The following is a 26,498-nucleotide window of genomic DNA, read 5'->3' on the forward strand; positions in this document are numbered from 1 at the left end:
CGCGGCGGTCCGTCTTTTGTCACCCGGCCGTCACTCTTGAGTGCAGTCTAGGGCGTGTCTCCACCTAGGAGCGCAAGGCACGTACGACGGCCGAGGGACTCGGCCGGCCGAGGTGGTCGGCGAGCCAACGGCTCGTGTCAGCGACCTTGCCGAGATCGACACCGTGCTCGATCCCCAGGCCGTCGAGCATCCAGAGCAGGTCCTCGGTGGCCAGGTTGCCGGTGGCTGACTTGGCATAGGGGCAGCCGCCCAGGCCGCCCGCGCTGGCGTCGTAGGTGGTCACACCGGACTGGAGGCCGGCAAGGGTGTTCGCCAAGGCCTGGCCGTAGGTGTCGTGGAAGTGCAGCGCGAGCCGCTCGGTCGGGACGCCTTCCTTCTTGAAGGCTCCGATCAGCGCCTTGACGTGGCCGGCGGTCGCGACTCCGATCGTGTCCCCGAGGCTGAGCTCGTCGGCGCCGAGATCCAGGAGCCGCTTGCCCGCCTCGACGACCTTCGCGATCTCGACCTGGCCCTCCCAGGGGTCGCCGAAGCACATGCTGAGGTAGCCGCGGACCGTCATGCTATCTGCCTTTGCGCGGTTCATCGTCGGCTCGAACATCGCCCACTGACCGTCGAAGGTCTGGTTGAGGTTCTTGTTGGCGAACGTCTCCGTCGCGCTGCCGAAGATCGCGATGTGCCGCAGCCCCAGCTCGAGCGCGCGGTCGAGACCCTTCTCGTTGGGGACGAGCACCGGGAGCTCCCGCGCCCTGTCGCCGAGCCGGTCGACCAGCTCTTCCATGAGCTGTTTCGCGTCGGCCAGTTGCGGCACCCACTTCGGGTGCACGAAGCTCGTCGCCTCCACCGGGCTCAGGCCGGCATCGAGCAGCCGGGTGATCAGGTCGGCCTTGACGCCGGTGTCGATCGCCGTCTTCTCGTTCTGCAGGCCGTCCCGCGCACCGACCTCGTAGATCGTGATCCTGCTGGGCAGGTCGTCGTGGCGTACGACTGCGGGGAGATCGTTCATGGCGTCGACTCCTGCTCGGTTCGTTCCACGTGTAACACGCTGTTCGCAGGACTACTCGCCCTATCGGAACGACCGGATAGTCCCACGAACGACGTGTTACACGTGCCGCGGTCAGTCATCGGTCGGCTCCACCACGAACAGCTCCGCCCCGAGCGGCACCTGGGAGCCGGCACCGACACCGACCACGGTCACGGTGCCGGCGAACGGGGCCTTGAGGGAGACCTCCATCTTCATCGCCTCCATCACGCCGAGGACCTGGCCCTCGTCGACGGTGTCGCCGACCTGGACGCGGACGTCGATGACGGTGCCGGGCATCTTGGCCTCGACGGCACCGTCGCTGTGGTGGGCGGCGCCGGCGACGCGGTCGGGCGGGGAGAAGTCGAAGCGGTGTCCTTGGTGGACGATCTCGGCGAGGCCGGGCTGGACGTTGATGGCCGCCCAGTGGCGTACGCCGTCGACGATCGCCACGAGGACGTGGTCGGCCGCGCTGAGCTGGCGGACGAGGTGGGCGTCCACACGGCCGGAGGGGCGGTCGACGGTGACGCTGCGGTCGAGGTCGACGACGGTCGGCGCCGGTGAGCCGGCGAGCCGCCAGCCGTCGGCACGGAACGGCGTCGTGGTGTCCGACGCCGCCGACAGCATCGCGCTGACCCAGGCGACGAGCGCGCGCGGGACCTCGGGGTCGGGTGCGGGCACCTCGTTGCGGTCGAGCCAGGCGGTGTCGATCTCCGCGTCACGGAAGGCGTCCGAGGCGGCCAGCACGCGCAGGAAGCCGGTGTTGGTGGTCAGCCCGAGGACGGCGGTCGCGTCGAGAGCCTTGACCATCGCCGCACGGGCCTCTTCGCGGTCGGCGCCGTGGACGATGACCTTGGCGAGCATCGGGTCGTAGGCGGTGCTGACCACCTGCTCACTCTCCAGCGCGTGCTCCACGCGAGCGCTCTCGGGCCAGCGCACGATCGAGGTCCGGCCGGCCTGCGGCAGGAAGCCCTCGAAGGCGTCCTCCGCGTAGACCCGGACCTCGATGGCGTGGCCGTCGACACGTACGTCGTCCTGGGCGATGCCCAGCGGCTCACCGGCAGCGACCCGGAGCTGGAGCGCGACGAGGTCGACACCGGTGATCTCCTCGGTCACCGGGTGCTCGACCTGGAGACGGGTGTTCATCTCCAGGAAGTAGGCGTCGCCGGTGGCGTCGTCGAGCAGGAACTCGACCGTCCCGGCGCCGGTGTAGTCGACCTGGCGGGCGAGCGCGACGGCGCTGGTCAGGACCAGGTTCCGCTGCTCGTCGGTGAGCGTCGGGGCCGGAGCCTCCTCGATCACCTTCTGGTGGCGACGCTGGGTCGAGCAGTCGCGCTCGAAGAGGTGGATGACGTTGCCATGGGTGTCACCGAAGACCTGCACCTCGATGTGACGGCCCCGCTCGACGTACTTCTCGATCAGGAGGGTCTCGTCGCCGAACGCGCTCAGCGCCTCGCGGGCGGCCGCGGCGCGAGCCTCGTCGAGCTCGTCGGGCGACCGGACGATGCGCATGCCCTTGCCGCCGCCGCCCGCCGCGGCCTTGACCAGCAGCGGGTAGGGGCTGTCCTCGCCCCGCGGAACCACGGGTACGCCGGCGGCGACCGCGATCTCCCGGGCCGCGTCCTTGCGGCCCATCTGCTCGATCACCTCGGGTGTCGGGCCGACCCAGGTCAGCCCGGCCTTCGCCACCGCCCGAGCGAACTCGGCCCGCTCGGAGAGAAAGCCGTAGCCCGGATGGATCGCCGCGACGTCCGCCGAGACAGCGGCCGCGACCACTGCGTCGGCGTCGAGGTAGGAGACGACCTCGACGGCCTCGTCGGCGTCGCGTACGTGGGGCGCATCCGCGTCGAGCGCGGTGTAGATCGCGACCGTCCTGATGCCCAACTCACGGCAGGTGCGGAACACACGTCGCGCGATCTCGCCGCGGTTGGCGACCAGAACACTCTCGAACATCCCTGACTCAAACATTCCAGTCACATCCTGAAGATTCCGTAGCGGGGCTCGGGCGTCGGCGCGTTCGCCGCCACCGCGAGGCCCATCGCCAGCACCCGTCGGGTGTCGGCGGGGTCGATGATCCCGTCATCCCACAGACGCGCGGTGGCGTAGTAGGGCGAGCCCTGGGTCTCGTACTGGTCCCGGATCGGCGCCTTGAACTCCTCGTCGTCCGGCTTGCCGGCGACCGTCGCGAGCACCGATGCGGCCTGCTCGCCGCCCATGACCGAGATCCGCGCGTTGGGCCACATCCACAGGAACCGCGGGTCGTACGCACGCCCGCACATGCCGTAGTTGCCGGCGCCGTAGGACCCGCCGATGACGACGGTGAACTTCGGGACCACCGAGCAGGCGACCGCGGTGACGAGCTTGGCGCCGTCGCGGGCGATGCCCTTGTTCTCGTACTCCTTGCCGACCATGAACCCGGTGATGTTCTGCAGGAACACCAGCGGGATGCCGCGCTGGTTGCACAGCTCGACGAAGTGAGCGCCCTTGAGCGCCGACTCGGAGAAGAGGATGCCGTTGTTGGCGACGATCCCGACCGGCTGCCCCTCGATGTGGGCGAACCCGCAGACCAGCGTCTCGCCGTAGAGCTGCTTGAACTCCTGGAAGCGGGAGCCGTCGACGATGCGGCGGATCACCTCGCGTACGTCATAGGGGGTCTTCGTGTCGGCGGGCACCACGTCGGCGAGCGTCTCGGGGGACTCGACCGGCTCGTCGTACGTCGTCGTCCGCGTCCCCTGCTCCGGCAGGGTCGAGACGATCCCGCGGACGATCTCGAGCGCGTGCTTGTCGTCGTCGGCCAGGTGGTCGACGACGCCCGACTTCGATGCATGGACGAGCCCGCCGCCGAGCTCCTCGGCGGTGACCTCCTCGCCCGTGGCCGCCTTCACCAGCGGCGGCCCACCGAGGAAGATCGTGCCCTGGTCGCGAACGATCACGGTCTCGTCGCTCATCGCCGGCACGTAGGCGCCCCCGGCGGTGCACGAGCCCATCACGGAGGCGATCTGCGGGATCCCGCGCGCGGACATGTTGGCCTGGTTGAAGAAGATCCGCCCGAAGTGCTCGCGGTCGGGGAAGACCTCGTCCTGCTTCGGCAGGAACGCGCCGCCGGAGTCGACCAGGTAGATGCACGGGAGGTTGTTCTCCGCGGCGATCGTCTGCGCTCGCAGGTGCTTCTTGACCGTCAGCGGGTAGTAGGTGCCACCCTTCACGGTCGCGTCGTTGGCCACGATCATGCACTTGCGGCCGGCGACGAGGCCGATCCCGGCGACCACTCCGGCCGACGGCACCGCCCACTCGTCCCCGTCGTCGTACATCCCGTACGCCGCCAGCGGACTCACCTCCAGGAACGGTGACCCGGGGTCGAGGAGCCCGTCCACCCGGTCGCGCGGGAGCAGCTTCCCGCGGTCGGTGTGCCGTTGCCGGGAGCGTTCGCTCCCGCCTTGCCGTACGCGCTCGAGCCGCTCTCGCAGCTCGTCGGTGAGCTCCCGCAGGTTTGCCGCCATGGGGTCGAGGTTAACGGTTATTAACCTGCGGTGACAAGAGCCTGCCTCGCCTCGACGACCCGTCGGAGGCCGGCCGGGTAGGGCAGCTCCTCGGCCAGCCCCTCGGCGGCGGCCACCAGATCCACCGCCTCGGCGGCACGCCCGAGGCGCGACATCGCCAGGGCGAGCACCACCGTGGCGTCGACCTCGTCGAGGTGTTCACCGCCTTCGCGGGCTCGGTCGACCTCGGCCGCTGCCACCCGGTACGCCTCGTCGATACGCCCGGCAGCGAGCTGTGCCCGCGCCACGAGCACGGGACCGTCCGTGGTCTCTGCCATGATCGCCAGCGCGGCGTCGGGTTCTCCCGTGGCGAGGTGATGCTCGGCGAGCGCCGTTCGCACCACCTGGCGAGCCTGAAGGTCACCAGCCGTGGTGACGGCTTCCTCGGCCCGGGCAAGCAGCTCGGCGGCATCGACGTGCCTGCCCGCCTCGGAGCGAACCGCCGCGAGCGCCGCGAGGGCGTACGGCAGACACCAGGTCTCCTCCCACTCGGCGGCGGACACGGCCTTCTCGGCCAGGTCCTGCGCGGCGTCGCCCTCGTCGAGCAGCAGCCGGATCTCGGAGAGGTTGGCGCGTTCGAACGCGGCCGAGGACGGGTCACCGGAGCGCAGGGCGAGCTCGAGCGCGCGGTCGCCGAACTCGACGGCGCGTCGCAACCGCCCGTGCCGCCGGGCGTTCTCACGCAGCGTCGACAGGACAGCGCCGAGGAGGGTCGGCTCGCCGTAGGCCTCCGCCGGGGCCAGCGCCCGGTCCGCCGCCGCGCGAGACTCGGCGAAGCGGCCGGCCAGGCCGAGGTTGCTCGCCTGGCTCGCGTTGGCCCGAGCGACCAGGCCGTACCGGGCGGAGCCGGGCACCTCCTCCGCGGCGCTCAGGGCGCGCTGTGCGGCGTCGTGACCCTCGGCGTAGCGGCCCTGCAGGCGCAGCAGGATGGACCAGGCGAGCGCGTGGTTCGCCGCCGCCTCGGGCGCGGCGTCGGCACCCGGCGGGTGAGCCCGCAGCGCCTCGGCGGCGCCGGTGACCTCGCCCATCCGCAGCAGCGTCTCCGCCAGGAGCGCGGTCCCGAGCACGCACTCGGACTCCTCCCCGCGACGGCCGAGCTCGTCGATCGCCAGGCGCAGCGTCTCCGCCGCGCGGCCGAACTGACCCATCCGGTAGAGCACGTGGCCGTGCGCGAGCCGTGCCCGGGCCGCGTCCACGTCGAGCCGGTTCACCAGGTCGCGGTAGTAGCGGTCGGCCGCGTCATTGGCATAGAGGGCGGCAGCGCGCTCGGCGGCCCGACGCAGGTATTCCCCCGCACGGGGGTCATCGGCGCGGGTGAAGTGGACCGCGAGCGTGTCGACCGCGTCGGGTCTCCGGCGCAGCACGGCCTCGGCGACCGCGGCGTGCAGCTGCCGGCGGCGGACCCCGCTGAGCCGCTCGTAGCAGGTCAGCCGCACCACCGGGTGGCGGAACGCCAGCCCGGCCTCCCCGTGCCCCGACACCACGACCTGACGCTCCTCGATGAGCGATGCCGCGATCGCGCGCTCGACGGCGTCGGCGACGGAGCTGCCGGCGACCGGCGGCTCCAGGCCATGACGGGCGACGTCGACCAGCTCGGTCAGTGCCGCCTCCCCGCCGGCGACGGCGATCGCCTCTACGATCCGCCGGGTGTCCAGATCGAGCCGGTCCAGGCGCAGGCCGACGACCTGCCCGACTCCGCTCGCTCCCCGCGGGTCGGGTCCGCCCGGCGTACCGCTGCCCGCTCCGCGGGCCAGCTCGAGCGCGAACAGCGGGTTGCCGCGGGAGAGCCGCCATGTCCGCCGGAGCGCGTCCTCGTCCCGGTCGCCGGGCGGAACGGCGTCGCGGACCATGGCGACGCACGCCTCCTCGTCCAGCCCGTCGAGCCACTCCGACGTGCACAGGCCCTGCCGCACCAAGGAGGCGATGACCTTCCGGCGCGGGTCGCCGTCGGGAAGCTCCTCGGCCCGGTACGTCGCCAGGAACCCGAGCGCGGTCCCGCGGTCGGCGGCGTGCCGGGCCAGGTGGCCGAGCAGCCGGAACGTACCGGCATCGCCGGCCTGCAGGTCGTCGAGCACCACCAGCACGGGCCGCTCGGCGGCGAGCGCACCGAGCACGAGTGCGCCCGCCCGGAAGAGTCCGTCGCGCTCCTCCTCCGGCGTGCGTTCGCCGTCGGCGGGCACCTGGCCCAAGGAGGGCAGCAGGGCCGCCAGCTCCGGGTACTCCGCGCCGACGTCGGCGCGCTCGGCACCGTCGCATCCGGCGAACCACCGGTCGAGGGCTTCGGCAAGCATCCCGTAGGGAGCTCCGCCGCCCGGCTCCCGCCCGACGCCCCACAGGACCGCGGCTCCCGAGGCCGCTGCCCGGGCCGCGGCCTCGGCCGCGAGCCGGGTCTTGCCCACCCCGGCCTCACCGGTGAGCAGCACGACAGGCGGCCTGCCGGGGCCGGCGAGACGTTCCAGCACCTCCTCGCGACCCCGCAACGGCGCGGCGACGGCCGCCTGGACAGGTGCGGGCAGGCCGGGCGCGGCCGGGACCCGGGCCGGCGCTTCGGTGAGCGCCTCGCGATGCAGCCGTTCGATCTCCGGGCCAGGACGTACGCCGAGCTCAGTGTCCATGGCCCGGCGGCACCGGTGATACTGCGCGACCGCGCGCCGCCGCAGCCCCTGGCGCAGCGCTGCCTCGATCACGATCCGATGGGCGGACTCGTCGGCCGGGCTGCCGGCCAGGACCTGCTCGGCCAGCGCCACCGCGTCGCGGGGCTCACCGGCCTCCAACCGGACCGTCGCCAGCCGCAGCCGGAGCCGGTCGCGCAGCTCGGCGACCCGCGCCCGTCGCGACTCGGCCCACACCTCGTACCGGTCCTCCGGCAGCAGCTCTCCGGTGAAGAGCGCCAGCGCACGGGCGAGCTCGGTGGCTTCGTCGGCTCCAGCCCGATCGAGCGCGGCCGACGCCGCCTCCTCGGCGTGGTCGACGTCGATCCACACGGTCTCCGGGGCGAGCGCGAGCATCGGTCCGTCGGCCACCAGGTACGAGGAGGCCGCCCGCGGCGCGAGCTCCGGCTCGAGTGCGCGGCGGGCGGCGTGCAGAGCGACGCGCAGGCTGCCGAGGGCGGCCTGCGCGTCGATGCCGGGCCAGCAGATCTCCATGACCTGCTCCCGGTGCAGCCGGTGGTCCGGCGTCACCGCGAGGAGCTTGACGAGGGCGCGCGCGCTCGGCCGCGGCCACTTCTCCGGGAGGGCAGGGCCGCCGTCGCGTGTGACCCTGAACCCGTCGAGAAGGTGGAGCCGCAGCAGAGGTGCCAGGGGGTGGTGCCGCTCGTCCATCGGTGCGGCCACTCTAAACCCCGCCGCGGCCCCAGGACGGCCGAGTCCCGCCCCGCAGCGGACTGCGGGGCGGGATGCTCTCAGGCGTAGATCAGGACAGGGAGTACGTCGCCATCCGGTGGATCGCGTTGTCCTGGCCGAAGAACCCGCCGCCGACGAGCGTGGCGGTCCGGTTGACCCCGAAGTCGTCGTAGTTCAGCGACACCATCTCGTCGACGCCGTCGCCGTCCAGGTCGGCGACGAGGTGGTTCCGGCCGCCGGGCTGGGAGCCGCTGCCCACGCCGTACTGGAACGACCAGCCGGAGGTCAGCACCGACGGGTCCCAGGCACCCACACCACCGTCGACACCGCCGAGCAGGAGCTCTCGCCCACCGGGGCCGGTCCCGACCTCGAGGGAGCGCAGCGGGGCGATCACCGAGCTGTACGTCTCGACGCCGTCCGCGGCGAAGCCGTGCAGGGTGCCGAAGCTGAGCTGGTAGAGCACCTCGTCGTGGGTGAAGTAGTTGTCGTGGGACCACGGGCTGCCGCCGATGTACTGGTGCAGCAGCTCGCCGGTGCGCCCGTCCCGGATCTCGATGACCACGTGCGGCGTGACCGCGGTGCCCGGAAGCCCGGGCGTCGTGCTGAGGATGAGCCAGGTGTGGACGACGGCGTGGCCGTCGGCGTACGGGATCTCCGGGGAGGCGAAGACCGCTCGGTCGAGCAGCGCGCCGTGCATCCGGCCGCCGTCGGCGATCTCAGGTACGTCGGGCTTGATCGCCCACACCGCGGTGCCGGTGCCGTCGAGCGCGACCGCCTGCTGCGTCGCGTCGCCGCGCTGCAGCCCGTTGACGCTGCCGTACTGGGTGTGCACCCGGCCGTCCGCGACCACGGTGTCGGAGAAGACGACGTCGCCGTCACCGGCGGGCGCCGCGTACGTCCAGAGCGCGCTGCCGTCGCCACGGTAGACCCGCAGGGCGTCGGTGGGCACGAGGATCTCGGCGGCGTCGTCGCCGTTCACATCGGCCACGGTGACGGAGCGGACGTACTGGCCGCCGCCGTCGATGGTGGCCTCGACCTCGCCGGTGGCGGCGTCGAGCACCGCGGTGGCGGTGTCGGCAGCGACCACGATCTCGGCCTCGCCGTCGCCGTCGACGTCACCGGTCTCGATCCGGTGCACCTGGCCGGGCACCGTGGCCTGCCACAGCTCCCGCGGCTCGCCGCTCTTGAGCGACGTGCCGGACCAGGCCCAGACACCGCGCGAGGTCCCGCCGGCGACGACGTCCTGACGGCCGTCGCCGTCCACGTCGACGTCCTGCGCATACGCCAGGTCGCCGCGCAGCGGCGTCAGGGCCGACTCCTTGCCGTTGCCCAGGGAGTAGGTGTGGACGTTCTGCTGCAGGTCGACCGTACGCACCAGCGTGCTGCGTCCGGAGCGGACGACCTCGTGGTCCAGCGGCGAGGCCGCCAGACCGTCGAGGCGCCAGCGCACCTTGCCGCTGCCGCTGAACGCGGTCAGTGCGCCGTACTGCAGACCGCTGAGGTTCTCCGCACCGTTGCTGCCGGTGTCGTCCTGCGCGGACGCGATCAGGGTGCCGTCCACGATCGACAGCTCCCAGGTGCTGGCGCCGTTGCGCTCGTTGTCGGCGGCCCGCTTGGTCGTGCGCGACCAGAGCGCCACTGCCGGGTCCCTGCCGTCGAGCACCCGGACCGTGGACGCGTTGATCGACGTGTTCGGTGCCAGCGTCGACTCGGCGACGGCGTACTCGACGCCGCCGCCGGCACCCAGGTCGCCGACCGTCATCGCCGTCGGGAACGCGTTGATCCGGGTGTCGTGCGTGGTGCGCTCGCCGTCGGCGAGAGCATAGGACGCGACCTGGTAGCGCACCCCGTCCGTGGGGTCGGACTGCTCGATGGTCACCAGCTGGGCGCGGCCCGCGTCGAGGTGGAGCTGGCGGACGTACAGGTCGCTGTCCGACTGCCACCGCACGGATCCGTCGGCGACGTCGAGCACCAGGGTGCGGTCATGACCGTGGACTTCTTGTCGAGCGCCAGGTCGTCCCAGTACGCGGCAACGATCCCGTTGGGCACTGCGTTCGACGGCAGCGCGTCGTTGGCGTAGTCACCGACGCGCGGGGACAGGAAGTTCAGCAGGCCGTTGGTGGTCACCGCGACGTTGTTGTACGTCACGCCGTAGAAGTCCACGGGGAACGGCAGCGCGACCGTCGTGGCGTCCTCGTCACCGGAGAGCGCGACCCGGTTCTTGCCCGCGACCCACGCGTAGGTGGTCGGCGCGCAGGAGTGTCCCGAACGGTCGGTGCGGGCAGGCAGCCGGACCGTGGTGTTCTCGTCACCGTCGATGGTCAGCTTCGCGGCGTACGCGCCGTTGCACAGGACGGGCTCGGCCGGCGACGCGGTCAGCGTGTAGTCGCCCTCGGCGACCTCGGGAAGTGTGAACCCGCCGCCGGCGTCAGTGGTCACAGCCGCCACGGGCGTACCCGTGACCGCGACCCTGACGCCGGCGAGCGGCTCACCCACGACGTCGAGCACCGTACCGGTCACTGCGTGGACCGGGACGGCCGTGAGGGACACGTCCTGGGTGAGAACCTGGTCGTCCGCAAGCTCGACGTCCGCGAGTGTGCGGGTCGCGTAGCCGTAGCCGCGGAGCGTGAAGGCATAGGTGCCGGGCAGCAGGTGGACCCGGTAGCCGCCGTCGGAACCGGTCTTCACCGTGCGAGGCGAAGTGCCGGCGATGTCGACGGTGACGCCGGACAGCGGTGCGCCGGTCGCCTGGTCGGTGACGGTGCCGGTGACCGTGCCGGCCTGCTTCGGGGCGGCCTCGACCGAGGCGAGCACGTTCAGCTTGCCCTCGCCCCAGACGTTGTTGGCGTCGGCCGTGCCGCCGCAATGCGTGTCGTCGACGTCGGTCGCGCCATCGTTCAGGAGCGCCTGGACGCCCTGGATGTCACCGACGAGCGACGGGGCTGCGGCCATGATCAGCGCAGCGGCGCCGGCGACGTGCGGCGCCGCCATCGACGTACCGGAGATCGTGTTGTACGACGAGCCCGGCCAGGTGGAGCGGACGTCGACACCGGGAGCGGCGATGCTCGGCACCATCGAGCCGTCGACCAGCGACGGGCCGAAGCCGGAGAAGTTCGAGATCTTGCCGTTGATGTCGAACGCACCGACGGCGTAGGACGTCGCCTGGGAGCCCGGCGCCTCAGCGGTCGAGCACGTCACCCCGTTGCCCGAGTTGCCGGCGGAGAAGGTGTGGAAGATCCCTGCGGCGGTCCACGCCTCGACGGTGCTCTGGTAGAAGGTCGTGTGGCCGCCGCCCCAGGAGTTGTTGACGATGTCCGGCGCGAGCTCGGGACGCGGGTTCTGGCCGTTGCTGTCCGTCGGGGCCAGGATCCACTGGCCGGCCTTGAGGAGCGAGGAGTCCGAGCACTCGCGGGCCTCGCAGCCCTTCGCCGCCATCCAGGTGGCGCCGGGAGCGACGCCGATCCCGTCGGCGCCGACCATGGTGCCCATCGTGTGGGTGCCGTGGCCGTTGTTGTCGCACGGGACACCATCGGTGCACGTCCCGGTGGCGTCGTAGAAGTTGTAGTCGTGCGTGAACGCGCCGTTGCCGTCGTTGCCGCGGTAGGAACCCACGAGCGCCGGGTGGTCGTACTGCACACCGGAGTCGACGTTGGCGATCACGACGCCCTCACCGCGGTCCGCGTGCTGCGACCACACCTGATCGGCCTTGACCGCGGTGATGCCCCACTCGAGGGAGGCGGTCGTGGCGTCCTCGGTGATGGCGTTCTCGCCCTCCGGAACGTCCACGGCGTAGTGCTTCTCCTGGACCAGCTCGGCCACGTCGTGGCGCTTCGCCAAGTCCTCGACGAGCGCCTCGTCGCCGGTGACCAGCACGGAGTTGGTGATCCAGAAGTCCTCGTGGCCGACCTTCTTCGCGTCGAGATAGGAGGTCAGCGTCTTCTGGGTCCGGTTGGCCTCGGAGCGCAGCGCGCCGTACGTCGCCTTCGCCTTGGCGTTCTTGTCCTTCTTGGCGCGGCCCTGCGCCAGGTCGGCCTTGGCCTTCAGGACGACGAAGAACGTGGCTTCGCCGCCGTCGGCGACAGCCTTCTCCAGGGCGGGGTCGATCTCGACCGCGGCCGTGTCGGCGGAGGCGATGCCGGCTACGGAGGGCGCGGCCACCGCCGTGGCGGAGAGGGCCGGCCCTGTCAGCAACGCGGCAGCGGCGGTGGTCGCCAGCGCTAGCGGCGCGAACCGCCGTCGACGGGATGATCGGGTCAAGCGCATCAGGGTGCTCCTCGGGGTGGGGTGGGCACCCGCGACGCTACGAACCGGCCGTTACCGAGGTATTACTGCGATTCGGCCGCCGTGATGATGCGATCAGACCAGAGCGGCGCGCGCCATCCTCACGAGCACACCACGGGTGTCCTCCTCGGGGAGAACCCGGTTGTGCGGGGTGGAGTTGATCAGCCCGAAGACGCCGTGGGCCATGGCCCTCGCGGTGTCGGGGGTCAGGCCCGGGTTGCGGTCGCGGAGCTGGTCGGCCCAGAGGTCGACGTACTTCCGCTGCAGGGTGCGCACCTGCTCGCGCGCCTCGTGCGGGAGCGACTGCCAGTCGCGCTCCTGGACGACGATCAGGGCCCGGTCGCGCAGGGCGAAGTCGACGTGCCAGTCGATCAGCGCCTCGATGGCCTCGGCGGTGCTCGACGCGCCCTTCACCCGAGTACGCCCTTCGCGGAGCAGCTCCTGGGAGATCGAGACGAGCATCTCGGCGAGCATCGCGTCCTTGCTGGGGAAGTGCTTGTAGAGCGCCGGGCCGGAGATGCCGCAGGCGGCGCCGAGCTCGGAGACGGAGACGCCGTGGAAGCCGCGGGCCGCGAAGAGCTCGGCTGCGGTGTCCAGGATCTGCTCGCGCCTGGTCTTCGTCGGGGCCGAGGTCATTGCACGAGGTTATCGCGCGGGCTCCGGAGGCATCTCACTCCTCGAGCAGGTGGCGTGCCCGGAGCACGGCGTCGAGCGCGATCTCGACGTCGTCGACCTGGTCTCGCGTCGACTCGCCGGCGACAGCGATCGCGGCGGCGGCCGGCCCTGCCGGGCGATCCTGACGCAGCCCGCTGCGCAGGCGCCCCAGCAGCTCGTCACGTTCCGCGCCACGCAGATGGAGCAGTGCGGACGCGTCGCGATCGACGATCCAGCAGAGCTGGTGCAGCACCGCGAGCGAGTGGCCGCACGCCGCATGCCAGTGCCCGCAGGTGCAGGTCACCGCGAGCTCGTCGCCGTAGGGCACCAGCTCGATCCCGGCCTCCTCGGCGTGCTCGGCCACGTCCAGTGGCAGCTCGCCGACCAGGAGCGCCTCGGCCCGCTCGGGCGAGGCACCGAGAACCTCCGCGAGCGCGGCGACGGAGTCTTCGTCCAGGACCGGCACCGTGCCGGTCACGGTCCACAGTCCGCGCTCGTCGTCGACCGCGGCGGCAAACCGGCCCGGCTCGACGACCAGGCCACCGATCCGCCCCGAGCGGGCGAGCGAACGAGCGCCGGAGAGCTGGTTGTCGTCGTACGCCAGCTCCTCGATCGCCCGCAGGAACGCTCGACCCCACCACGACTCGACCCGCACCATCCCGCGCCGGTGCGGCTCGCGGGGGAAGGTCAGCGCCGCGCTCATCGCGTGCTCATGAGGCGATCCGGCGACGTTTCCGGCGCTTCTGGGGGCCGAGCTTGACCAGCTCGCGGAGCTCGGCGTTGGAGAGCTCGGTCAGGGCGGCCTCGCCGCCTCCGAGGACCGCGTCCGCCAGCACTCGTTTGCGCTGCAGCAGCTCTGCGACGCGCTCCTCGACGGTGCCTTGGGTGATGAGCCGGTGCACCTGGACCGTACGCGTCTGGCCGATGCGATGGGCACGATCGGTGGCCTGGTCCTCGACTGCCGGGTTCCACCAGCGGTCGACGTGGATCACGTGGTCGGCACGGGTCAGGTTGAGCCCGACCCCGCCGGCCTTGAGCGAGAGCATGAAGACCGGCACCTCGCCGCCCTGGAAGCGTTCGACCATCCGTGAGCGCTCCGGGACCGGGGTGCCGCCGTGCAGGAACTGATGGGCGACACCCGCGGAGGCCCAGTGGGCCTCGAGGAGGCGGGCCATCGCGACGTACTGCGTGAAGATCAGGACAGCTCCCTCCTCGGCGAGCACGGTCGAGACCAGCTCGTCGAGGAGGTCGATCTTCTGCGACCGCCCCGCGATCCGCCCACCCTCCTGCTTCAAGAACTGCGCCGGATGGTTGCAGATCTGCTTGAGGCCGGTGAGCAGGCTGAGCACCAGCCCGCGGCGCTGCGGGTCGTCGGCGTCGAGCCGCTCGATCCGGGCCATCGCGTCGCGCACGTAGGCCTCGTAGAGCACCGTCTGCTCCCGCGTCAGCGACAGCAGGTGGTCGGTCTCGGTCTTGGGCGGCAGCTCGGGAGCCACCCCCGGGTCCGACTTGCGGCGTCGCAGCAGGAACGGGCCGACCAGCGCGGCGAACTCCTTCGCCTTCCCGACGTCGGCACCGGCCTCGATCTGGCTCGCCCAGGCGCGCCGGAAGGCCAGCCGGCTCCCCAGCAGACCGGGGACGCACCAGTCGAGCAGCGCCCACAGCTCGGTCAGGTTGTTCTCCACCGGGGTGCCGGTCAGCGCGACCCGGGCGTGCGACGGGATCTCGCGGAGCGCCTTCGCGGTCGCGGAGGCGGCGTTCTTCACGTGCTGCGCCTCGTCGGCGACGACGAGCCCCCAGGGCACCGCCGAGAGCAGCTCGGCGTCGCGCCGCATCGTCCCGTACGTCGTCAGCACCACCCCGCTCGCGCCCTCGACGTCGCGCTCGGCGCCGTGGTGGCGACGCACCTCCACCTCGGGCGCGAACCGGGCGAGCTCGGCCTCCCAGTTGCCCAGCAGACTCGCCGGGCAGACCACCAGGGTCGGCCCAGCATGCTCCTTCTGCCGATGGAGGTGGAGCGCGATCGTCATCAGCGTCTTCCCGAGCCCCATGTCGTCGGCCAGACAGCCACCGAGCCCGAGCGAGGTGATCCCGGCCAGCCAGGTCAGTCCCTCGACCTGATAGCCACGCATAGTGGCCTGCAGCTCGGCCGGCACCTCGACGGCGGGACCCGAGGTCGCCGCGATCACCTCGTCGCGAAGCCGTGCGATCGAGGCCCCGATGATGACCTGCTCGCCAGGCGCCGCCTCGGCGACCTCCTTCGGCACCTGGCCGGTCAGGGCGACGGCCAGCGCCTCTCCGCCGCTGATCCGCTTGAGCAGCCGCTTGCGCGCACGCCGGAGAACCGACGGATGGACGACCGCCCAGGCCCCTCGCAGCCGCAGCACCGGACCCGCGGCCGCAGCCAGGGCATCCATCTCGGCGGCATCGAGCGGCTCTCCGCCGAGCGCGAGCTGCCACTGGAACGCGAAGAGCCCCTTCTCCCCGAGTGGCGACTCGCGCATCAGATCCTCTCGCGCGTCGGTCGACGAGGACCTCACTCGATCCACTGCCACCGACGTCGTCAGGTCGCGCGACAGCGAGCGCGGCCAGAGCACGTCGACGCCGCGCTCCTTGAGCCACTCGACCCCGTCCTCGAGCAGGCCGACGACCTCGTCGCTCGCCAGGGTCAGGGACGAGGGCACCGGCAGGTCGAGCAGCCGGTCGAGCACCGGCCACGCCTCTGCGGCGCCGCGGAGGGCGACCTGCGCATGCGTACGCGCCCGGGGGCCGAACCCGTGGTCGTCGGCCTCGTCCCACAACCGAGCCGCATCGGCCACGTGCAGCGGGTCGGCCTCGTCGTGCACCTGCGGCACCAGCGTCAGCAACCCGGCGAGCAGGTCCTCCTCCGGCGCCTCGACCCGGAAGGAGAGCCGCACCAACGACGGCAACGAGGCCGTCACCGGTCCCTCATCGGTCCGGTAGCGCGCCAACCGGGTCTGCAACGACTCCCGGAACGCGCCCGAACCGGATGCCTTCGGCGCCGAGGTCGGCACCGCGTCCGCGACCGCCGCCACGACCTCGCGCACCAGGAGCTCGGCCGCCTGACCGTCCAGGTCGTCATAGGCGCGCGAGGAGGCAAGCAGCCGCACCCGCTCCTCGTCCTCCGGCGTGTAGCGGACCGCCCACGAACCATCGGCGGGCTCCAGCTGTCCCGCGGCCACGAACCGGAGCCCGAGATGGGCTGCCGACGCGACCAGGGCGACCGAGGGATGCAGGTCGGAGGCTGCGTACGCCTTCTTCAGGACCGGCAGCGCGGCCCGCATCGGCAACGACACCGACCGCCGGGAGTCCACGAACTCCACGGCCGAGTCCCGCGGCGGCTGCGCCGGGCGGAAGACCGCGCGGCCGGTCACGGGTACGAAGGACATGGACACGACCGTAGCCGCCAGCACCGACGGTTTCTCATCCTCGAGGATGAGGGCATCGCGCCCGAAGGTTGAGGCGTGCCATGCCGGGGCCCTGCCACGGTGGCTGACATGACCGAGTCCACCCAGCCCCGCACCGCTCTCCCGCCCGGGCAGCGGCGCATCGACTTCTTCCCGCGCTTCGGACGACGTGTCGACCAACCCCCACCCGAGGTGGGCGCGCAGCCGACAGTCGTCTTCGGTGGCGCGCTCACGACACCGCTGGAGATCGCCGTGGACGAGCTCGTCGGCGCCGATCGTCGCGAGCTCGACGCCGACTTCCACTGCGTCGCCGGCTGGTCGGTGACCGACCTGCACTGGGAGGGCGCCGCCTTCGCCGACGTCTATCGGCGGTACGTCGCACCGGCCCTCACACCGGGCACGACCGTGACTCACGTGCTGGTCCGCGGCCTCGATGGCGAGCACTTCGTGGCCCAGCTGGACGATCTCCTGGCCGACGACGTACTGCTCGCCGACCGGCTCGGCGGCCAGCCGCTCGACGGCGATCACGGCGCCCCGCTGCGACTGGTCAACCCGGCCCAGTACGGGTACGCCAACATTAAGCACGTGTGCCGGATCGACGTGCTCGCCGGCCCGCCGCCGGCAGGCTCACCGGCGCTGGTGGACCGGCTGCTCCAGTCCCACCCGCGGGCGCGGGTCTGGGAGGAGGAGCGCCACGGCATGGTGCCCGGTCGGGTGATCCGCCCGGTCTACCGAGCGATCAAGACCGTCATGCTCGCCGCGGCCGCTCGCCGCGGCAAGACGCCAGGTGAGCCAGGTCACCATTCAAATGCAAATAATGGCTAGGGGACCTATCAACCCACACGTAGGCTGTCAACCCGTGACAGACATTTCTGCCAAGCCTGAGAAGGCGCCGGACGATCACCTCGACAAGAGCGTGCTCATCGTCGCAGGCGTCGTCGTGCTCGGATCGATCATGTCGATCCTCGACATCACCGTCGTCTCCGTCGCGCTGGAGACCTTCCAGCGCGAGTTCGACGCCACCTCTGCCGAGGTCGCCTGGACGATGACGGGCTACACCCTCGCCCTGGCGACGGTGATCCCGCTGACCGGTTGGGCCGCCGACCGGTTCGGCACCAAACGCCTCTACATGACGGCGATCGTGCTGTTCGCGCTCGGCTCGGCGCTGTGCGCCCTGGCCACCACGCTGCCGATGCTGGTCGGCTTCCGCGTCCTCCAGGGCCTCGGCGGCGGCATGCTGATGCCGCTCGGCATGACGATCCTGACCCGCGCCGCCGGCCCCGAGCGGGTCGGTCGCGTGATGGCGATCCTGGGCGTACCCATGCTCCTCGGCCCGATCCTCGGCCCCATCATCGGCGGCGCGCTGATCGACTCGGCCTCGTGGCACTGGATCTTCCTGATCAACATCCCGATCGGCATCATCGCCCTGGTCTACGCCTGGCGGGCGCTGCCCAAGGACCACGTCGAGCCGTCGCAGTCCTTCGACTTCCTCGGCATGGTGCTGCTGTCCCCGGGTCTGGCGCTGTTCCTCTACGGCGTCTCCTCGATCCCCGAGGCCGGCACGTTCCTGGACGCCAAGGTGCTCTCCTTCATGGTGGCGGGCCTGGTGCTGATCGCCGCGTTCATCCCGTGGGCGCTGTCGTCCCGCAACGACCACCCGCTGATCGACGTACGCCTCTTCGGCAACAAGGAACTCACCGTCGCGGTGATCACCCTGTCGATCTTCGCGATGGCGTTCTTCGGTGCCTCGCTGCTCTTCCCGCTCTACTACCAGCAGGTACGCGGCGAGGACGCCCTCCACGCCGGCCTGCTGCTGGCTCCGCAGGGTCTGGGCGCGATGGTCACGATGCCGATCGCCGGCATGCTCGCGGACCGCACCGGTCCGGGCAAGATCGTCCTCAGCGGTCTCACCACGATCGCGGTGGGCATGTTCATGTTCTCGCGGCTCGACGAGGCCACGCCCTACTGGTACCTCCTCCTGTCGCTGTTCATCATGGGCCTCGGCATGGGCGCCACGATGATGCCGACCTTCGCCGCCGCCCAGGCGACGCTGCGCGAGCACACCATCGCCCGAGGTACGACCCTGGTGAACATCGTCCAGCAGGTCGCCGCCTCCGCCGGCACCGCGCTCTTCTCGGTGCTGCTCACCAACGCGCTGTCCAGCAAGGATTCGATCTCCGCCGCGGATGACCTCGCCGACAAGCTCGGGGTCTCGACCGGCGGTCTGGAATCGTTCATGGCCGACCCGGCCAACCAGCAGAAGGTCGGCGAGGCCGCGGCTTCGCTGGGTCTCGACCCCGCGAAGCTGCCCGAGGTCTTCCAGGCCATTCCGGCCGAGATGGCCGAGGCGTTCTCGACCACCTTCGTGATCGCCGCGATCCTGGTGCTGGTCACGCTCATCCCCGCGTGGTTCCTGCCGAAGAGCAAGGCCGAGCACGGAGCCGCCGCTCCCACGGTCCTCCACTGATCCGCCTACGTACGCAGGGCCGGGCTGCCGCTGGCAGCCCGGCCCTCGTTCTGCTTGTGAGCCTGATCTTGTTGGCCGCGTGCGGTTCCCCTGCGTCGCCAGCTGCCGACGACACAGCTCCCGACCTCCCGCCGACCGACGGCGTTTTCGACTACCAACTCGGCGGCACCGCGGACCACCTGTCCGACGGCACCCGGATCGACGTGGTCGCCCGCGACGCCACCGCCGCACCCCTCGATGGCGCCTACAACGTCTGCTACGTCAACGGCTTCCAGACCCAGCCCGACGCCGACTGGTCCGAGCACGCATCGGCGCTGCTGCGCGATGCCTCCGGCAAGCCCGTACGCGACCCCGACTGGCCCGACGAACTCATCCTCGACCCCTCCACCGCGTCCGCCCGCGAGGCGATCCTCGAGGTCGTCGCCCCGATCATCTCGGACTGCGCGGACGCCGGCTTCGACGCGGTGGAGATCGACAACCTCGACACCTGGACCCGCTTCGACGCGATCTCGCAGGAGGGCGCTCTCGCCCTCGCCGAGTCCTACGTCTCGACAGCTCACGACGAGGGCCTCGCGATAGCCCAGAAGAACGCCGCCGAAGCCGCCCGCCCCGCCCACGACGACCTCGGCTTCGACTTCGCCGTCGTCGAGGAGTGCGGCGCCTACTCCGAGTGCGCCGCCTACACCGACGTCTACGGCTCGCACGTGCTCCAGATCGAATACCCCGACTCCCTAGCCGAAGCCGACATAGTCTTCGAAGCCGTCTGCGCCGACCCCGCCCGCGCCCCGCTCACCATCCTCCGCGACCGCGACCTCGTCGGACAGAGCAATCCTGCGTATACCTACGACGCCTGCTAAACGCGGGTTCCTGAAATCTGAACGCGCGGACAGTTTGCAACGACCTTTCTCAGCACACTGCCCGGACGCCATTTCGCAAGGGGCTACCTCCGCAACGGATGACCGCGCCGACGAGCGCGAGCATCGACCCTGCCAAAGTGCCAGAGGTCTTCTGGGCCATCCCCTAGGAGACGGCTCAAGACGTCTCGACACCTTCGTGATCGCCGCGATCCTGATACTCATCCCCGGGTGGCCTGCCCAAGACCAAGGCCGGCCATGGAACGGCTCCTCCGGTCCTCCACTGAACCGCTCAACTCACGTACGCAGGCCGCGGCCGCTGCTGGTAGCCCGGCCCTGCTTGCCAATCCCAACCATTTTGCCGTGGTTTCATAGCGGCATGACGATCACACGCGCCATCTCGGCCGTCCTCTGCGCAATTGTCGTCCCGGTCTCGGCTTGCTCGGCATCGATGAGCGCCGGCGCGTCCCTCAGCGAAGAGAAGACCGAGAAGCAACTAGCCCAACTACTCGAGAAACAGACCGGGGTTCGACCCGACGATGTCGACTGTCCTGGCGACCTGCCTGGCAAGAAGGACGCGGTCCTGAAGTGCAGCGTCTCTGCAACCGGCGAAACCCACACCGTCAAGCTCACGGTAACGGAGGTCGACGGAACTAACATCAAGTTCCGATACAAGGTTGTAGAATCCACCGGCACCAGCCTCCCGGCAAACCCCACAGTCGATAAGGCAACACTCGAAAAGAAGGTCGCGGATATCCTTGAGCAGGAGGTCGGCCAGCGGCCAGACAAGATCGACTGCCCCGGTGATCTCAACGGAACAGTCGGCGAGACAATGAGGTGCACGCTCACGGCTGGCACCGACCAACTTGGACTCACGGTCACCATCCGCGCGGTCGAGGGCAGCAATGTAGACTTTGGGGTCGAGGTCGACGGCTGACGACCAGGAACTTATGTAACGAGTTCACAAACCCGGCCCACCATCGAGGCTCACCACCGCACTGGCGAAGCTTCCGGGTGTACGTCCGAATGTATTTGGGCGTATCGTCTCTGGCATGCCAACACCGCTAGCTGAGATGCTTCCGCAGATCGTCACTCTCAACGTCGCCGACCAGCCATTCAGCTACTACGCCGAAGGAATTCAAATTCTTGGCTGGTGGGACATGGCGAAAGTCTCGGCTCTCTACCCAACACAAGAAGACCAAGCCGACCAGACCTATCGGCTAACCGTTACCCTGAATCAGGCGAACGGAACATTCAACTACAACGAGACGCGTAGGTCGGCCCCTTTCGGAGCGGCCGGATACGACGATTCCGGATTCAAGACAAGCGGGATGACATGGAGTTCAGGAAAGCGAATAACGAAGGACTTCTCGTTCACTCTGGGCGGCAAAGCAGGCGACACAAACCCAGAAGATGAACAGGAAGACAAGGATTCACCTTACGTCTTCCGCGAGGACCGGATCAAGGCGCACCTTTTTGAGTGGCTGCATGCTCACGGATGGAATCACCAGAATGCGGTTGGACGATTCTTTGCTCCCTAATCCGTCAGTTCGATAGAAACGAAACCGAATCCATAAAGTCCGCGAATTCGTCTTGAAGTTGTTGTCGTTTCTTAAATTCACTAATCATAGTGAAAGTCAACAGGTACCGGCGTGCAGGTTGCGCTAGATCTTGGATCATCTGCAGCACCTGAACCTGCTGGAGGTCAAACCGCCGACCGTCCCTCTGCTCCTCGATCTCTATCAACTGAAGAATCGACGACGAGTTATCGGTACTGCTCTCACGACGCTTGACCAAACCAGCGTGGTCACACTGATCTCGGAGGCTCACCACTACCTCGTCAGCGAGTTTCTCGACTTCAAAGTCACCCTCGTGGACTTCTCCATCCACTATCAGAGTTGGCACATACTCGCCTTTTTCCACGGCGCGCACGGCCAAAAACCCGACGGGCGCCATCGACAACACCTCTGGATCGATTCGATGCCAACTCGCGGACGGAAGCTTCAACTGTAACGGCACAGGCAGCCTTGTCGCACTCATTCGAAAAGGCCCTTCACGCCTCGCGCTACTTTCGATCCGGCGCTCTTAAGTTCGTCGGCGTCAAGCGTCGCCGCGTCGCCAATCGCTTCTCTGTGTTCATATGCAACACCGGCCAGAATCGCACCGCTCTCAGCAATCTCGCTCGGCGTGTGAACTTTGCTATCAACCACGTGCCTCGCAATTTCCTCACGGTTGTCCCATGCAGCACCCCCCAAAGCCTTAGCTCCGTCGCCGATCTCCTGTCGATGCGAGTAGAGCCATTTTCCGCCGTCCGCCATCTCGTCCGGGGACACTTGATAGTCCGCCAATTTCCTCGGATCCTTGATCGTCTCGATCGCAGAATTCTTTACCTCGTCTGGGTCGACACTGATATTAGCCCCGAAGGCGCCTCCGTATTCGGCAGCCACACCAGTCTTGGCGTTGAGGACGAACTTCCCGTCCTCGTTAAAGCCAGCATCGAACTCAGCCTCGGCGCCGGCTCCCGCCCACCCTTCGCCTGTTAGCCCGACTCCAATACCTCCTGCCCTAAAGCCACCTTCGAGAGCGGCCTTGCCGCCGGCAAACGCTCCCAGATCAGCATGGACGCCCTCTTTATCGGCATCAACGCGCGCAATACCATCGGCACCGATATAAGCGCTGCCCTTACCATAGGCCTCAACCTCATCGTACTTAACCGAGGCCCCACCTTTGGCTTCGACGAGGCGTAAATGACCTTCCGCCCCTAACGCAAGTCCGTCCTTGTCGATCCTGGCGAACGCTTCACCGCTGGCCCCCAACACAGTGACCGTTCCATCGGCGTGAAACTGTAGTTCGCCGATCTCCTGATCAAACTTCCCTTGAAGGTCATACACCGCACCCTCGAACCCAGCAGATCCTGCCTTGATGCTCCATTCGTCCGGCGATCCGAACGGAAGATTCGCCTGTGACTTCCCGCTCGCGTCCGCCTTCCAGTTCATGAACTCTCCCGGAAAGTCGCCGCCTCCATTGCTGAGATCCCGCCCCTTTTGGAAGGCGCTCTTCAAGTCGCCGAACACTCCAAATCCGGGAAACCCGCCATTTGCCTTTCCATCTGCGGAGTTTGATACCCCGGCGAACGGCGATGTGGGATTGACCGCGGTGTTTCCTGCGCTGTCCAACTCCTCCCGGGCGTCCTCGAGGATCTCCTCAGCCTCCTTACGCAGAGTCTCACCCGCGTCAACGAAAGGACCGGGTGGAGCGAAGGCGATCGCCGGAACCGGGAGCCCCGCCTTCATCCTGGCGTTGTGCGCGTCGACGCGATCATTGTGGGACTTGACGGCGGCGTTGTGGTCAGCGAGGGCCTCTTTCGTAACCCGCTCGCCTTCGTTCCACTTATCGATGGCGTCCTGGGCGCGACTCTGAGCCGATGCGAGCGCGTCTGAGTAGTCGTTGAGGCGCGTGCCAGCCTCCTTGAGCACGTCTCGATACGCCCCCAACTTCGTCGCTTCAGCGATTTTTAGGCTGCCGTACTGCAACTGGCCGAATCCCCCTTGCCAGCTGTCGATGGCAAGGCCGTTAAGACTGTCGAGAAACTTGCCGATACGGCGTTGCTCATCGAGGATCGCGGTGGCTTGCTCAGCCACCGCCGCCTTGTCACCGACAATCAGGGCCTTGGGGTCGTTGGTCGTGCCGAGCTCCGCACCCTGCGGGAGCGTCATGAGTTGCCCTTCGGCCAGGTGTCGGTGAGCGGTTGGACATTCCCTGGGGCCTGCCCTGGCGTCCACTCACCTGGCAAGAGTTGTGCGTTCCTCGGTGACTGACCTTGTCTCCACCTGTTGAGGAGCGTGCCGTTGTCAAGATCGGTCTGACCACGTTTCATCAGACCCTCACTGTCGAGGTCTCCCTGCTCGTAGTCCCGGGCCTTGTCGATGAGGAATTCGGAGATGCGGTCGAGGCCGTCCTTGAGTTCCTTGTGAGCGTCCTTCGACTCGTTGACGACTTCCTTCAGCCAGGAGGCGACCTCATTGTGACCGAGGCGGTCGGCGCTGAGCGCCGAGTCTGGCATCTTCGACGACCCCAAGTCCTCGACGAGCGCGTCGTACTTACGCGACGCGCGCCTCAGATCCTCAACTGTGACCTCGTACCCGTTCACTTGAATCCCCCGTGCGCTGTGGTTGTTACTTGTCTTCTTCCCCAGAAGTCAGCAGTTCAAACACATTCGACACAAGAAAATTCTGTCTACCCGAGGAAACAGGAGCCCTTCAGCCCCAAGTTAAAATTGGCACGATCAAGGCAACACAGTCAACGCCAAACTCGTGAAACGCCTAGCACACGACGCTGGCTCGACGAATCAAGGTCGGCCCAGCGGCCGTGTTCGACGAACGATCCAAACTAGCTGCGGCGGCTCTTGCCGTCGCCAGAGTCATCGCCGTGCTGCGTGTTGGGGGCCCAGCCGCGGGAGGCATTGGGGTCCAGGACGTCGCTGGCGGTCTCGGTCCAGTCGTCGGTGTAGTCGGCTTCCCACTCTTGGTTCTGGCTGCCGTTCTGGTCCTTGTTCTTGCCACCACGGCCGCCAGCTGCACCGGGTCCACCACGGCCGCCAGCGCCGGCACGGCCGGCTCCACGACCTCCAGCCCCGGTTCCACGGCCGCCGGCTCCCGTGCCACGGGCACCCGCACCGCGAGCGCCCGCACCGGCGCCGGAGCCCGCGCGGGCACCGGCAGTGCCGGCCTTGGCGGCTGTCGACCGGGCAGCGCCGGACCTCGACGCAGCGCCGGCAGTTGCTGCCTTCGCAGATGCACCAGCGGAGAGCTTGCTGGCGATCGCCTTGGCCACGCCGGCACCGAGCAGGGCTCCGCCGCCGGCGATCGCGAGGGCGGACATGCCTCCCGTGCCGCCGCTCAGCGGAGCGAGGCCGTCAGCGGTCTCGACCATCGCGTACGAGGTCGCGGGAGCGGGGGTACCGTCGGCGTTGATCCACTGGGTCCCGTTCCACTCGGGCTTGTTCTCGGCCTTGTGCGCCTCGATGTTCGCCTTCTCCTGAGCGATCAGCTCGTGGCCCCAGCCGTCGGAGTAGAGGGTGCCGGAGTTGTACTTCGCAATGCGCGCCTCTGCGGCCGCTACCTGACTAGCCGACCCGGGCGAGCCGGAACTGCCGGCAGGAACCGGATCAGAACTGCTGCCATCGTCATAGAGAGCCCGGACCTTCGGCTCAGCCTCGTCAACCGAAGTATCGACGTCCTGCACGTGTTGCGCCGCGACCCGCTCGGCATCGGCGATCGCGGCCTCCCGCGCGGCGTGGGCGGCACGATCAGCCTGGAGGGCTTTCTGGTTCTCCGTCGCCTTTGCTGCGTCGACACCTGTTCCTGACTGAGCGTACTTCGGGTCGGAGGCGTCTGGCGGAGCGCCGTGGGAAGCGGGCAGGGTTGCCTCGAGACGAGCGTGTTCGCGGATCGCCGTAGACATCTTGCCGCGCACATCCTCCAGCGCGGCCACAGCCTTCTTGAGAGTGTCAGCCTTCTCGGTCGTCTTGTCGCCCGACGCCACCATGCTCTGGCGGGCGGCCTGACCCGACATCGACGCGGCCGAGAATCCCTCCTCCGCCGCCTTGCCGCTCTGTTCAAGGGTGTGGCCAGACGCGCGGAACCTCGTATCGGCGTTGCCCCACTGTTCGATCAACCTGTCGATTGCTGCGATGTCTGCACCCTTGACGTAGTCGCCCAGTCTTTGCATCCAAGGTCCGCGTACCGACATGTCGATCCCTCCCGAGCGACTGAATTTCCGGGCGCTGATGCCCCGCCAGCCCCATTGAACAGTATGACGGTTGCGGGCGCCACGCGCCTGCGGCAGTTGCTCTAGAGTGCGATCCATGAAGACGTCTCGGGCGATTACCGCCACTCTGACACTCACCGTGGCTCTGGCCGTCTCCGGTTGTTCCTCGGACAACACCCCGCCGAAAGATCCATCCACCCCGGGCGCAACGAGCACAGGGACCGGTACTGCGGCGCCTTCAGCGTCAAATGAACCTGAGGTGCCCTCGGACTGGCAAACCGCGTCAGTGGGCGCGGCGCAACTGCACGTCCCCGCAGACTGGACGGTGACCTCAGATGGCGACGACTCGCAAACGATGCGGGCCCCGAAGGACGCGATCGGGATCTCGCCCGGATTCGGCAACATCCAGGCCAATGTGTACCGCAACGACGGCACGGAAGATGAGCTTCAGGAACTCGCAGATCTCCATGAGAAGGACCTGAGCAAGGACTTGACAAACCTCAAGCGCCTGCCCGACGAGACGATCAATGACGCCCTCTTCTTCCACTTCCGCGGTGAGACGGAGAACAAGTGGCAGGACGTCTACGGAACTCTTGCGCCCGAGGCCGGCGATCAGGTCACCGTGACTTGGGACTTCAACAAGGCCGACATAGATCGCAAGGGCTCAGAGACGTTGATCGCCCAGATCATGCCTACGTACAAGGTCCTTTGAATTGATCTGAGACCCGTCAGATAAGCGGGATCTTGCCGCCAAAATCCTTGGTGAAGAGCACGAGCGGGTTGCTCATCAAGGCAAGCGCGTCAGCCATCTTCTTCGCGACGATCGCGGCACCCTCGTCGGTTGCAGCGATGTCGTGCATGGCGTCGTCGACCGCACTGGCGTATTTCTCCAAGCCTTGCACCGTGTCCCGCTTGGCCTCTTTGATGTTCTGATGCCCCTTGACGACGGCGTTCGCGAGCCATTCGCCCTTCGCGGAGCCACCAAACGCCGCGATGGCCGGCGCCCCACCGAGGTCGAGACTCTCAACTTTCGACTTCTGTTCCTCGAGGTCGCCGCGAACTCGGTTCAGCGTGTCGTATTTGACGCTGAGCTCGTCGCCGTTACCCATGGTCCGCCCTCCCGAGGCTTCCGATCGCACCCCCG

General features: G+C 68.7%; 20 protein-coding genes. 6 read left to right on the forward strand and 14 right to left on the reverse strand.

What is annotated here, in order from left to right; genetic code table 11:
• Window positions 1–64: 64 nt before the first annotated feature.
• From BLT25_RS07150 to BLT25_RS07190, 9 genes are all read right to left on the reverse strand, one after another.
• The gene (locus tag BLT25_RS07150) at window positions 65–1,003 is read right to left on the reverse strand and encodes a hydroxymethylglutaryl-CoA lyase (RefSeq protein WP_091043683.1); all 939 of its coding nucleotides are present in this window, start codon (window positions 1,001–1,003) and stop codon (window positions 65–67) included.
• Between the two features lie 111 nt (window positions 1,004–1,114).
• Window positions 1,115–2,971: an acetyl/propionyl/methylcrotonyl-CoA carboxylase subunit alpha gene (locus BLT25_RS07155; RefSeq protein WP_091043686.1), complete on the reverse strand. Its 1,857-nt coding sequence runs from the start codon at window positions 2,969–2,971 to the stop codon at window positions 1,115–1,117.
• Window positions 2,972–2,991: 20 nt separating this feature from the next.
• Window positions 2,992–4,518, reverse strand: coding sequence for a carboxyl transferase domain-containing protein (locus tag BLT25_RS07160; RefSeq protein WP_091043688.1), 1,527 nt, complete (start codon window positions 4,516–4,518; stop codon window positions 2,992–2,994).
• 20 nt (window positions 4,519–4,538) lie between these two features.
• Complete coding sequence (locus BLT25_RS07165) at window positions 4,539–7,892, reverse strand: ATP-binding protein (protein ID WP_218131256.1); 3,354 nt, start codon at window positions 7,890–7,892, stop codon at window positions 4,539–4,541.
• A gap of 79 nt (window positions 7,893–7,971) precedes the next feature.
• Complete coding sequence (locus tag BLT25_RS07170) at window positions 7,972–9,849, reverse strand: FG-GAP repeat domain-containing protein (protein WP_143033660.1); 1,878 nt, start codon at window positions 9,847–9,849, stop codon at window positions 7,972–7,974.
• A complete protein-coding gene (locus BLT25_RS07175) occupies window positions 9,777–12,164 on the reverse strand; it encodes a S8 family serine peptidase (protein WP_091043696.1) in 2,388 nt (795 codons plus the stop codon). Before BLT25_RS07175 ends, BLT25_RS07170 begins: the two co-directional genes overlap by 73 nt.
• Window positions 12,165–12,257: 93 nt before the next feature.
• A complete protein-coding gene (locus BLT25_RS07180; RefSeq protein ID WP_091043698.1) occupies window positions 12,258–12,818 on the reverse strand; it encodes an SACE_7040 family transcriptional regulator in 561 nt (186 codons plus the stop codon).
• A gap of 34 nt (window positions 12,819–12,852) precedes the next feature.
• Window positions 12,853–13,539 (reverse strand): SWIM zinc finger family protein, encoded by a 687-nt coding sequence (locus tag BLT25_RS07185; RefSeq protein WP_091043701.1) that lies wholly within the window; start codon window positions 13,537–13,539, stop codon window positions 12,853–12,855.
• 7 nt (window positions 13,540–13,546) lie between these two features.
• The gene (locus BLT25_RS07190; RefSeq protein WP_176883673.1) at window positions 13,547–16,246 is read right to left on the reverse strand and encodes a DEAD/DEAH box helicase; all 2,700 of its coding nucleotides are present in this window, start codon (window positions 16,244–16,246) and stop codon (window positions 13,547–13,549) included.
• Window positions 16,247–16,354: 108 nt separating this feature from the next.
• Here BLT25_RS07190 and BLT25_RS07195 point away from each other — a divergent pair, with 108 nt between their 5' ends.
• The 5 genes from BLT25_RS07195 (at window position 16,355) to BLT25_RS29445 (ending at window position 21,126) form a co-directional block, all read left to right on the forward strand.
• Window positions 16,355–17,089, forward strand: coding sequence for a molybdopterin-dependent oxidoreductase (locus BLT25_RS07195; protein WP_091043706.1), 735 nt, complete (start codon window positions 16,355–16,357; stop codon window positions 17,087–17,089).
• Between the two features lie 34 nt (window positions 17,090–17,123).
• The gene (locus tag BLT25_RS07200; RefSeq protein WP_091043708.1) at window positions 17,124–18,731 is read left to right on the forward strand and encodes a DHA2 family efflux MFS transporter permease subunit; all 1,608 of its coding nucleotides are present in this window, start codon (window positions 17,124–17,126) and stop codon (window positions 18,729–18,731) included.
• Window positions 18,732–18,787: 56 nt separating this feature from the next.
• Window positions 18,788–19,588, forward strand: coding sequence for an endo alpha-1,4 polygalactosaminidase (locus tag BLT25_RS07205; protein WP_256328490.1), 801 nt, complete (start codon window positions 18,788–18,790; stop codon window positions 19,586–19,588).
• Between the two features lie 376 nt (window positions 19,589–19,964).
• Window positions 19,965–20,522: a DUF4333 domain-containing protein gene (locus BLT25_RS07210; protein ID WP_091043710.1), complete on the forward strand. Its 558-nt coding sequence runs from the start codon at window positions 19,965–19,967 to the stop codon at window positions 20,520–20,522.
• Between the two features lie 115 nt (window positions 20,523–20,637).
• A complete protein-coding gene (locus tag BLT25_RS29445) occupies window positions 20,638–21,126 on the forward strand; it encodes a hypothetical protein (protein WP_143033661.1) in 489 nt (162 codons plus the stop codon).
• A gap of 4 nt (window positions 21,127–21,130) precedes the next feature.
• Here the strand turns inward: BLT25_RS29445 and BLT25_RS07215 are convergent, their stop codons facing one another.
• From BLT25_RS07215 to BLT25_RS07230, 4 genes are all read right to left on the reverse strand, one after another.
• Window positions 21,131–21,541: a hypothetical protein gene (locus BLT25_RS07215; RefSeq protein ID WP_143033662.1), complete on the reverse strand. Its 411-nt coding sequence runs from the start codon at window positions 21,539–21,541 to the stop codon at window positions 21,131–21,133.
• Window positions 21,542–21,621: 80 nt separating this feature from the next.
• Window positions 21,622–23,301 (reverse strand): putative T7SS-secreted protein, encoded by a 1,680-nt coding sequence (locus BLT25_RS07220; RefSeq protein ID WP_091043714.1) that lies wholly within the window; start codon window positions 23,299–23,301, stop codon window positions 21,622–21,624.
• A complete protein-coding gene (locus BLT25_RS07225) occupies window positions 23,298–23,735 on the reverse strand; it encodes a hypothetical protein (RefSeq protein WP_091043716.1) in 438 nt (145 codons plus the stop codon). Before BLT25_RS07225 ends, BLT25_RS07220 begins: the two co-directional genes overlap by 4 nt.
• Before the next feature lie 239 nt (window positions 23,736–23,974).
• The gene (locus BLT25_RS07230; RefSeq protein WP_143033663.1) at window positions 23,975–25,453 is read right to left on the reverse strand and encodes a hypothetical protein; all 1,479 of its coding nucleotides are present in this window, start codon (window positions 25,451–25,453) and stop codon (window positions 23,975–23,977) included.
• On the opposite strand from BLT25_RS07230, the gene BLT25_RS07235 reads away from it, so the two are divergent.
• Window positions 25,452–26,066: a hypothetical protein gene (locus tag BLT25_RS07235; RefSeq protein WP_143033664.1), complete on the forward strand. Its 615-nt coding sequence runs from the start codon at window positions 25,452–25,454 to the stop codon at window positions 26,064–26,066. The genes BLT25_RS07230 and BLT25_RS07235 overlap by 2 nt on opposite strands.
• Before the next feature lie 16 nt (window positions 26,067–26,082).
• Here the strand turns inward: BLT25_RS07235 and BLT25_RS07240 are convergent, their stop codons facing one another.
• Window positions 26,083–26,463 (reverse strand): hypothetical protein, encoded by a 381-nt coding sequence (locus BLT25_RS07240; RefSeq protein ID WP_091043722.1) that lies wholly within the window; start codon window positions 26,461–26,463, stop codon window positions 26,083–26,085.
• Window positions 26,464–26,498 lie beyond the last annotated feature (35 nt).

It is taken from the genome of Nocardioides sp. YR527 (assembly GCF_900101045.1).
In the GTDB taxonomy this organism is placed as follows: domain Bacteria; phylum Actinomycetota; class Actinomycetes; order Propionibacteriales; family Nocardioidaceae; genus Nocardioides.

Excerpts from the sequence above, each read along its gene's own strand:
- BLT25_RS07150 (WP_091043683.1), bottom strand. The coding sequence starts at position 1,003 with ATGAACGATCTCCCCGCAGTCGTACGCCACGACGACCTGCCCAGCAGG.
- BLT25_RS07155 (WP_091043686.1), bottom strand. The coding sequence starts at position 2,971 with ATGTTCGAGAGTGTTCTGGTCGCCAACCGCGGCGAGATCGCGCGACGT.
- BLT25_RS07160 (WP_091043688.1), bottom strand. The coding sequence starts at position 4,518 with ATGGCGGCAAACCTGCGGGAGCTCACCGACGAGCTGCGAGAGCGGCTC.
- BLT25_RS07175 (WP_091043696.1), bottom strand. The coding sequence starts at position 12,164 with ATGCGCTTGACCCGATCATCCCGTCGACGGCGGTTCGCGCCGCTAGCG.
- BLT25_RS07180 (WP_091043698.1), bottom strand. The coding sequence starts at position 12,818 with ATGACCTCGGCCCCGACGAAGACCAGGCGCGAGCAGATCCTGGACACC.
- BLT25_RS07185 (WP_091043701.1), bottom strand. The coding sequence starts at position 13,539 with ATGAGCGCGGCGCTGACCTTCCCCCGCGAGCCGCACCGGCGCGGGATG.
- BLT25_RS07190 (WP_176883673.1), bottom strand. The coding sequence starts at position 16,246 with ATGTCCTTCGTACCCGTGACCGGCCGCGCGGTCTTCCGCCCGGCGCAG.
- BLT25_RS07195 (WP_091043706.1), top strand. The coding sequence starts at position 16,355 with ATGACCGAGTCCACCCAGCCCCGCACCGCTCTCCCGCCCGGGCAGCGG.
- BLT25_RS07210 (WP_091043710.1), top strand. The coding sequence starts at position 19,965 with ATGACGATCACACGCGCCATCTCGGCCGTCCTCTGCGCAATTGTCGTC.
- BLT25_RS29445 (WP_143033661.1), top strand. The coding sequence starts at position 20,638 with ATGCCAACACCGCTAGCTGAGATGCTTCCGCAGATCGTCACTCTCAAC.
- BLT25_RS07215 (WP_143033662.1), bottom strand. The coding sequence starts at position 21,541 with ATGGCGCCCGTCGGGTTTTTGGCCGTGCGCGCCGTGGAAAAAGGCGAG.
- BLT25_RS07220 (WP_091043714.1), bottom strand. The coding sequence starts at position 23,301 with ATGACGCTCCCGCAGGGTGCGGAGCTCGGCACGACCAACGACCCCAAG.
- BLT25_RS07235 (WP_143033664.1), top strand. The coding sequence starts at position 25,452 with ATGAAGACGTCTCGGGCGATTACCGCCACTCTGACACTCACCGTGGCT.
- BLT25_RS07230 (WP_143033663.1), bottom strand. The coding sequence starts at position 25,453 with ATGGATCGCACTCTAGAGCAACTGCCGCAGGCGCGTGGCGCCCGCAAC.
- BLT25_RS07240 (WP_091043722.1), bottom strand. The coding sequence starts at position 26,463 with ATGGGTAACGGCGACGAGCTCAGCGTCAAATACGACACGCTGAACCGA.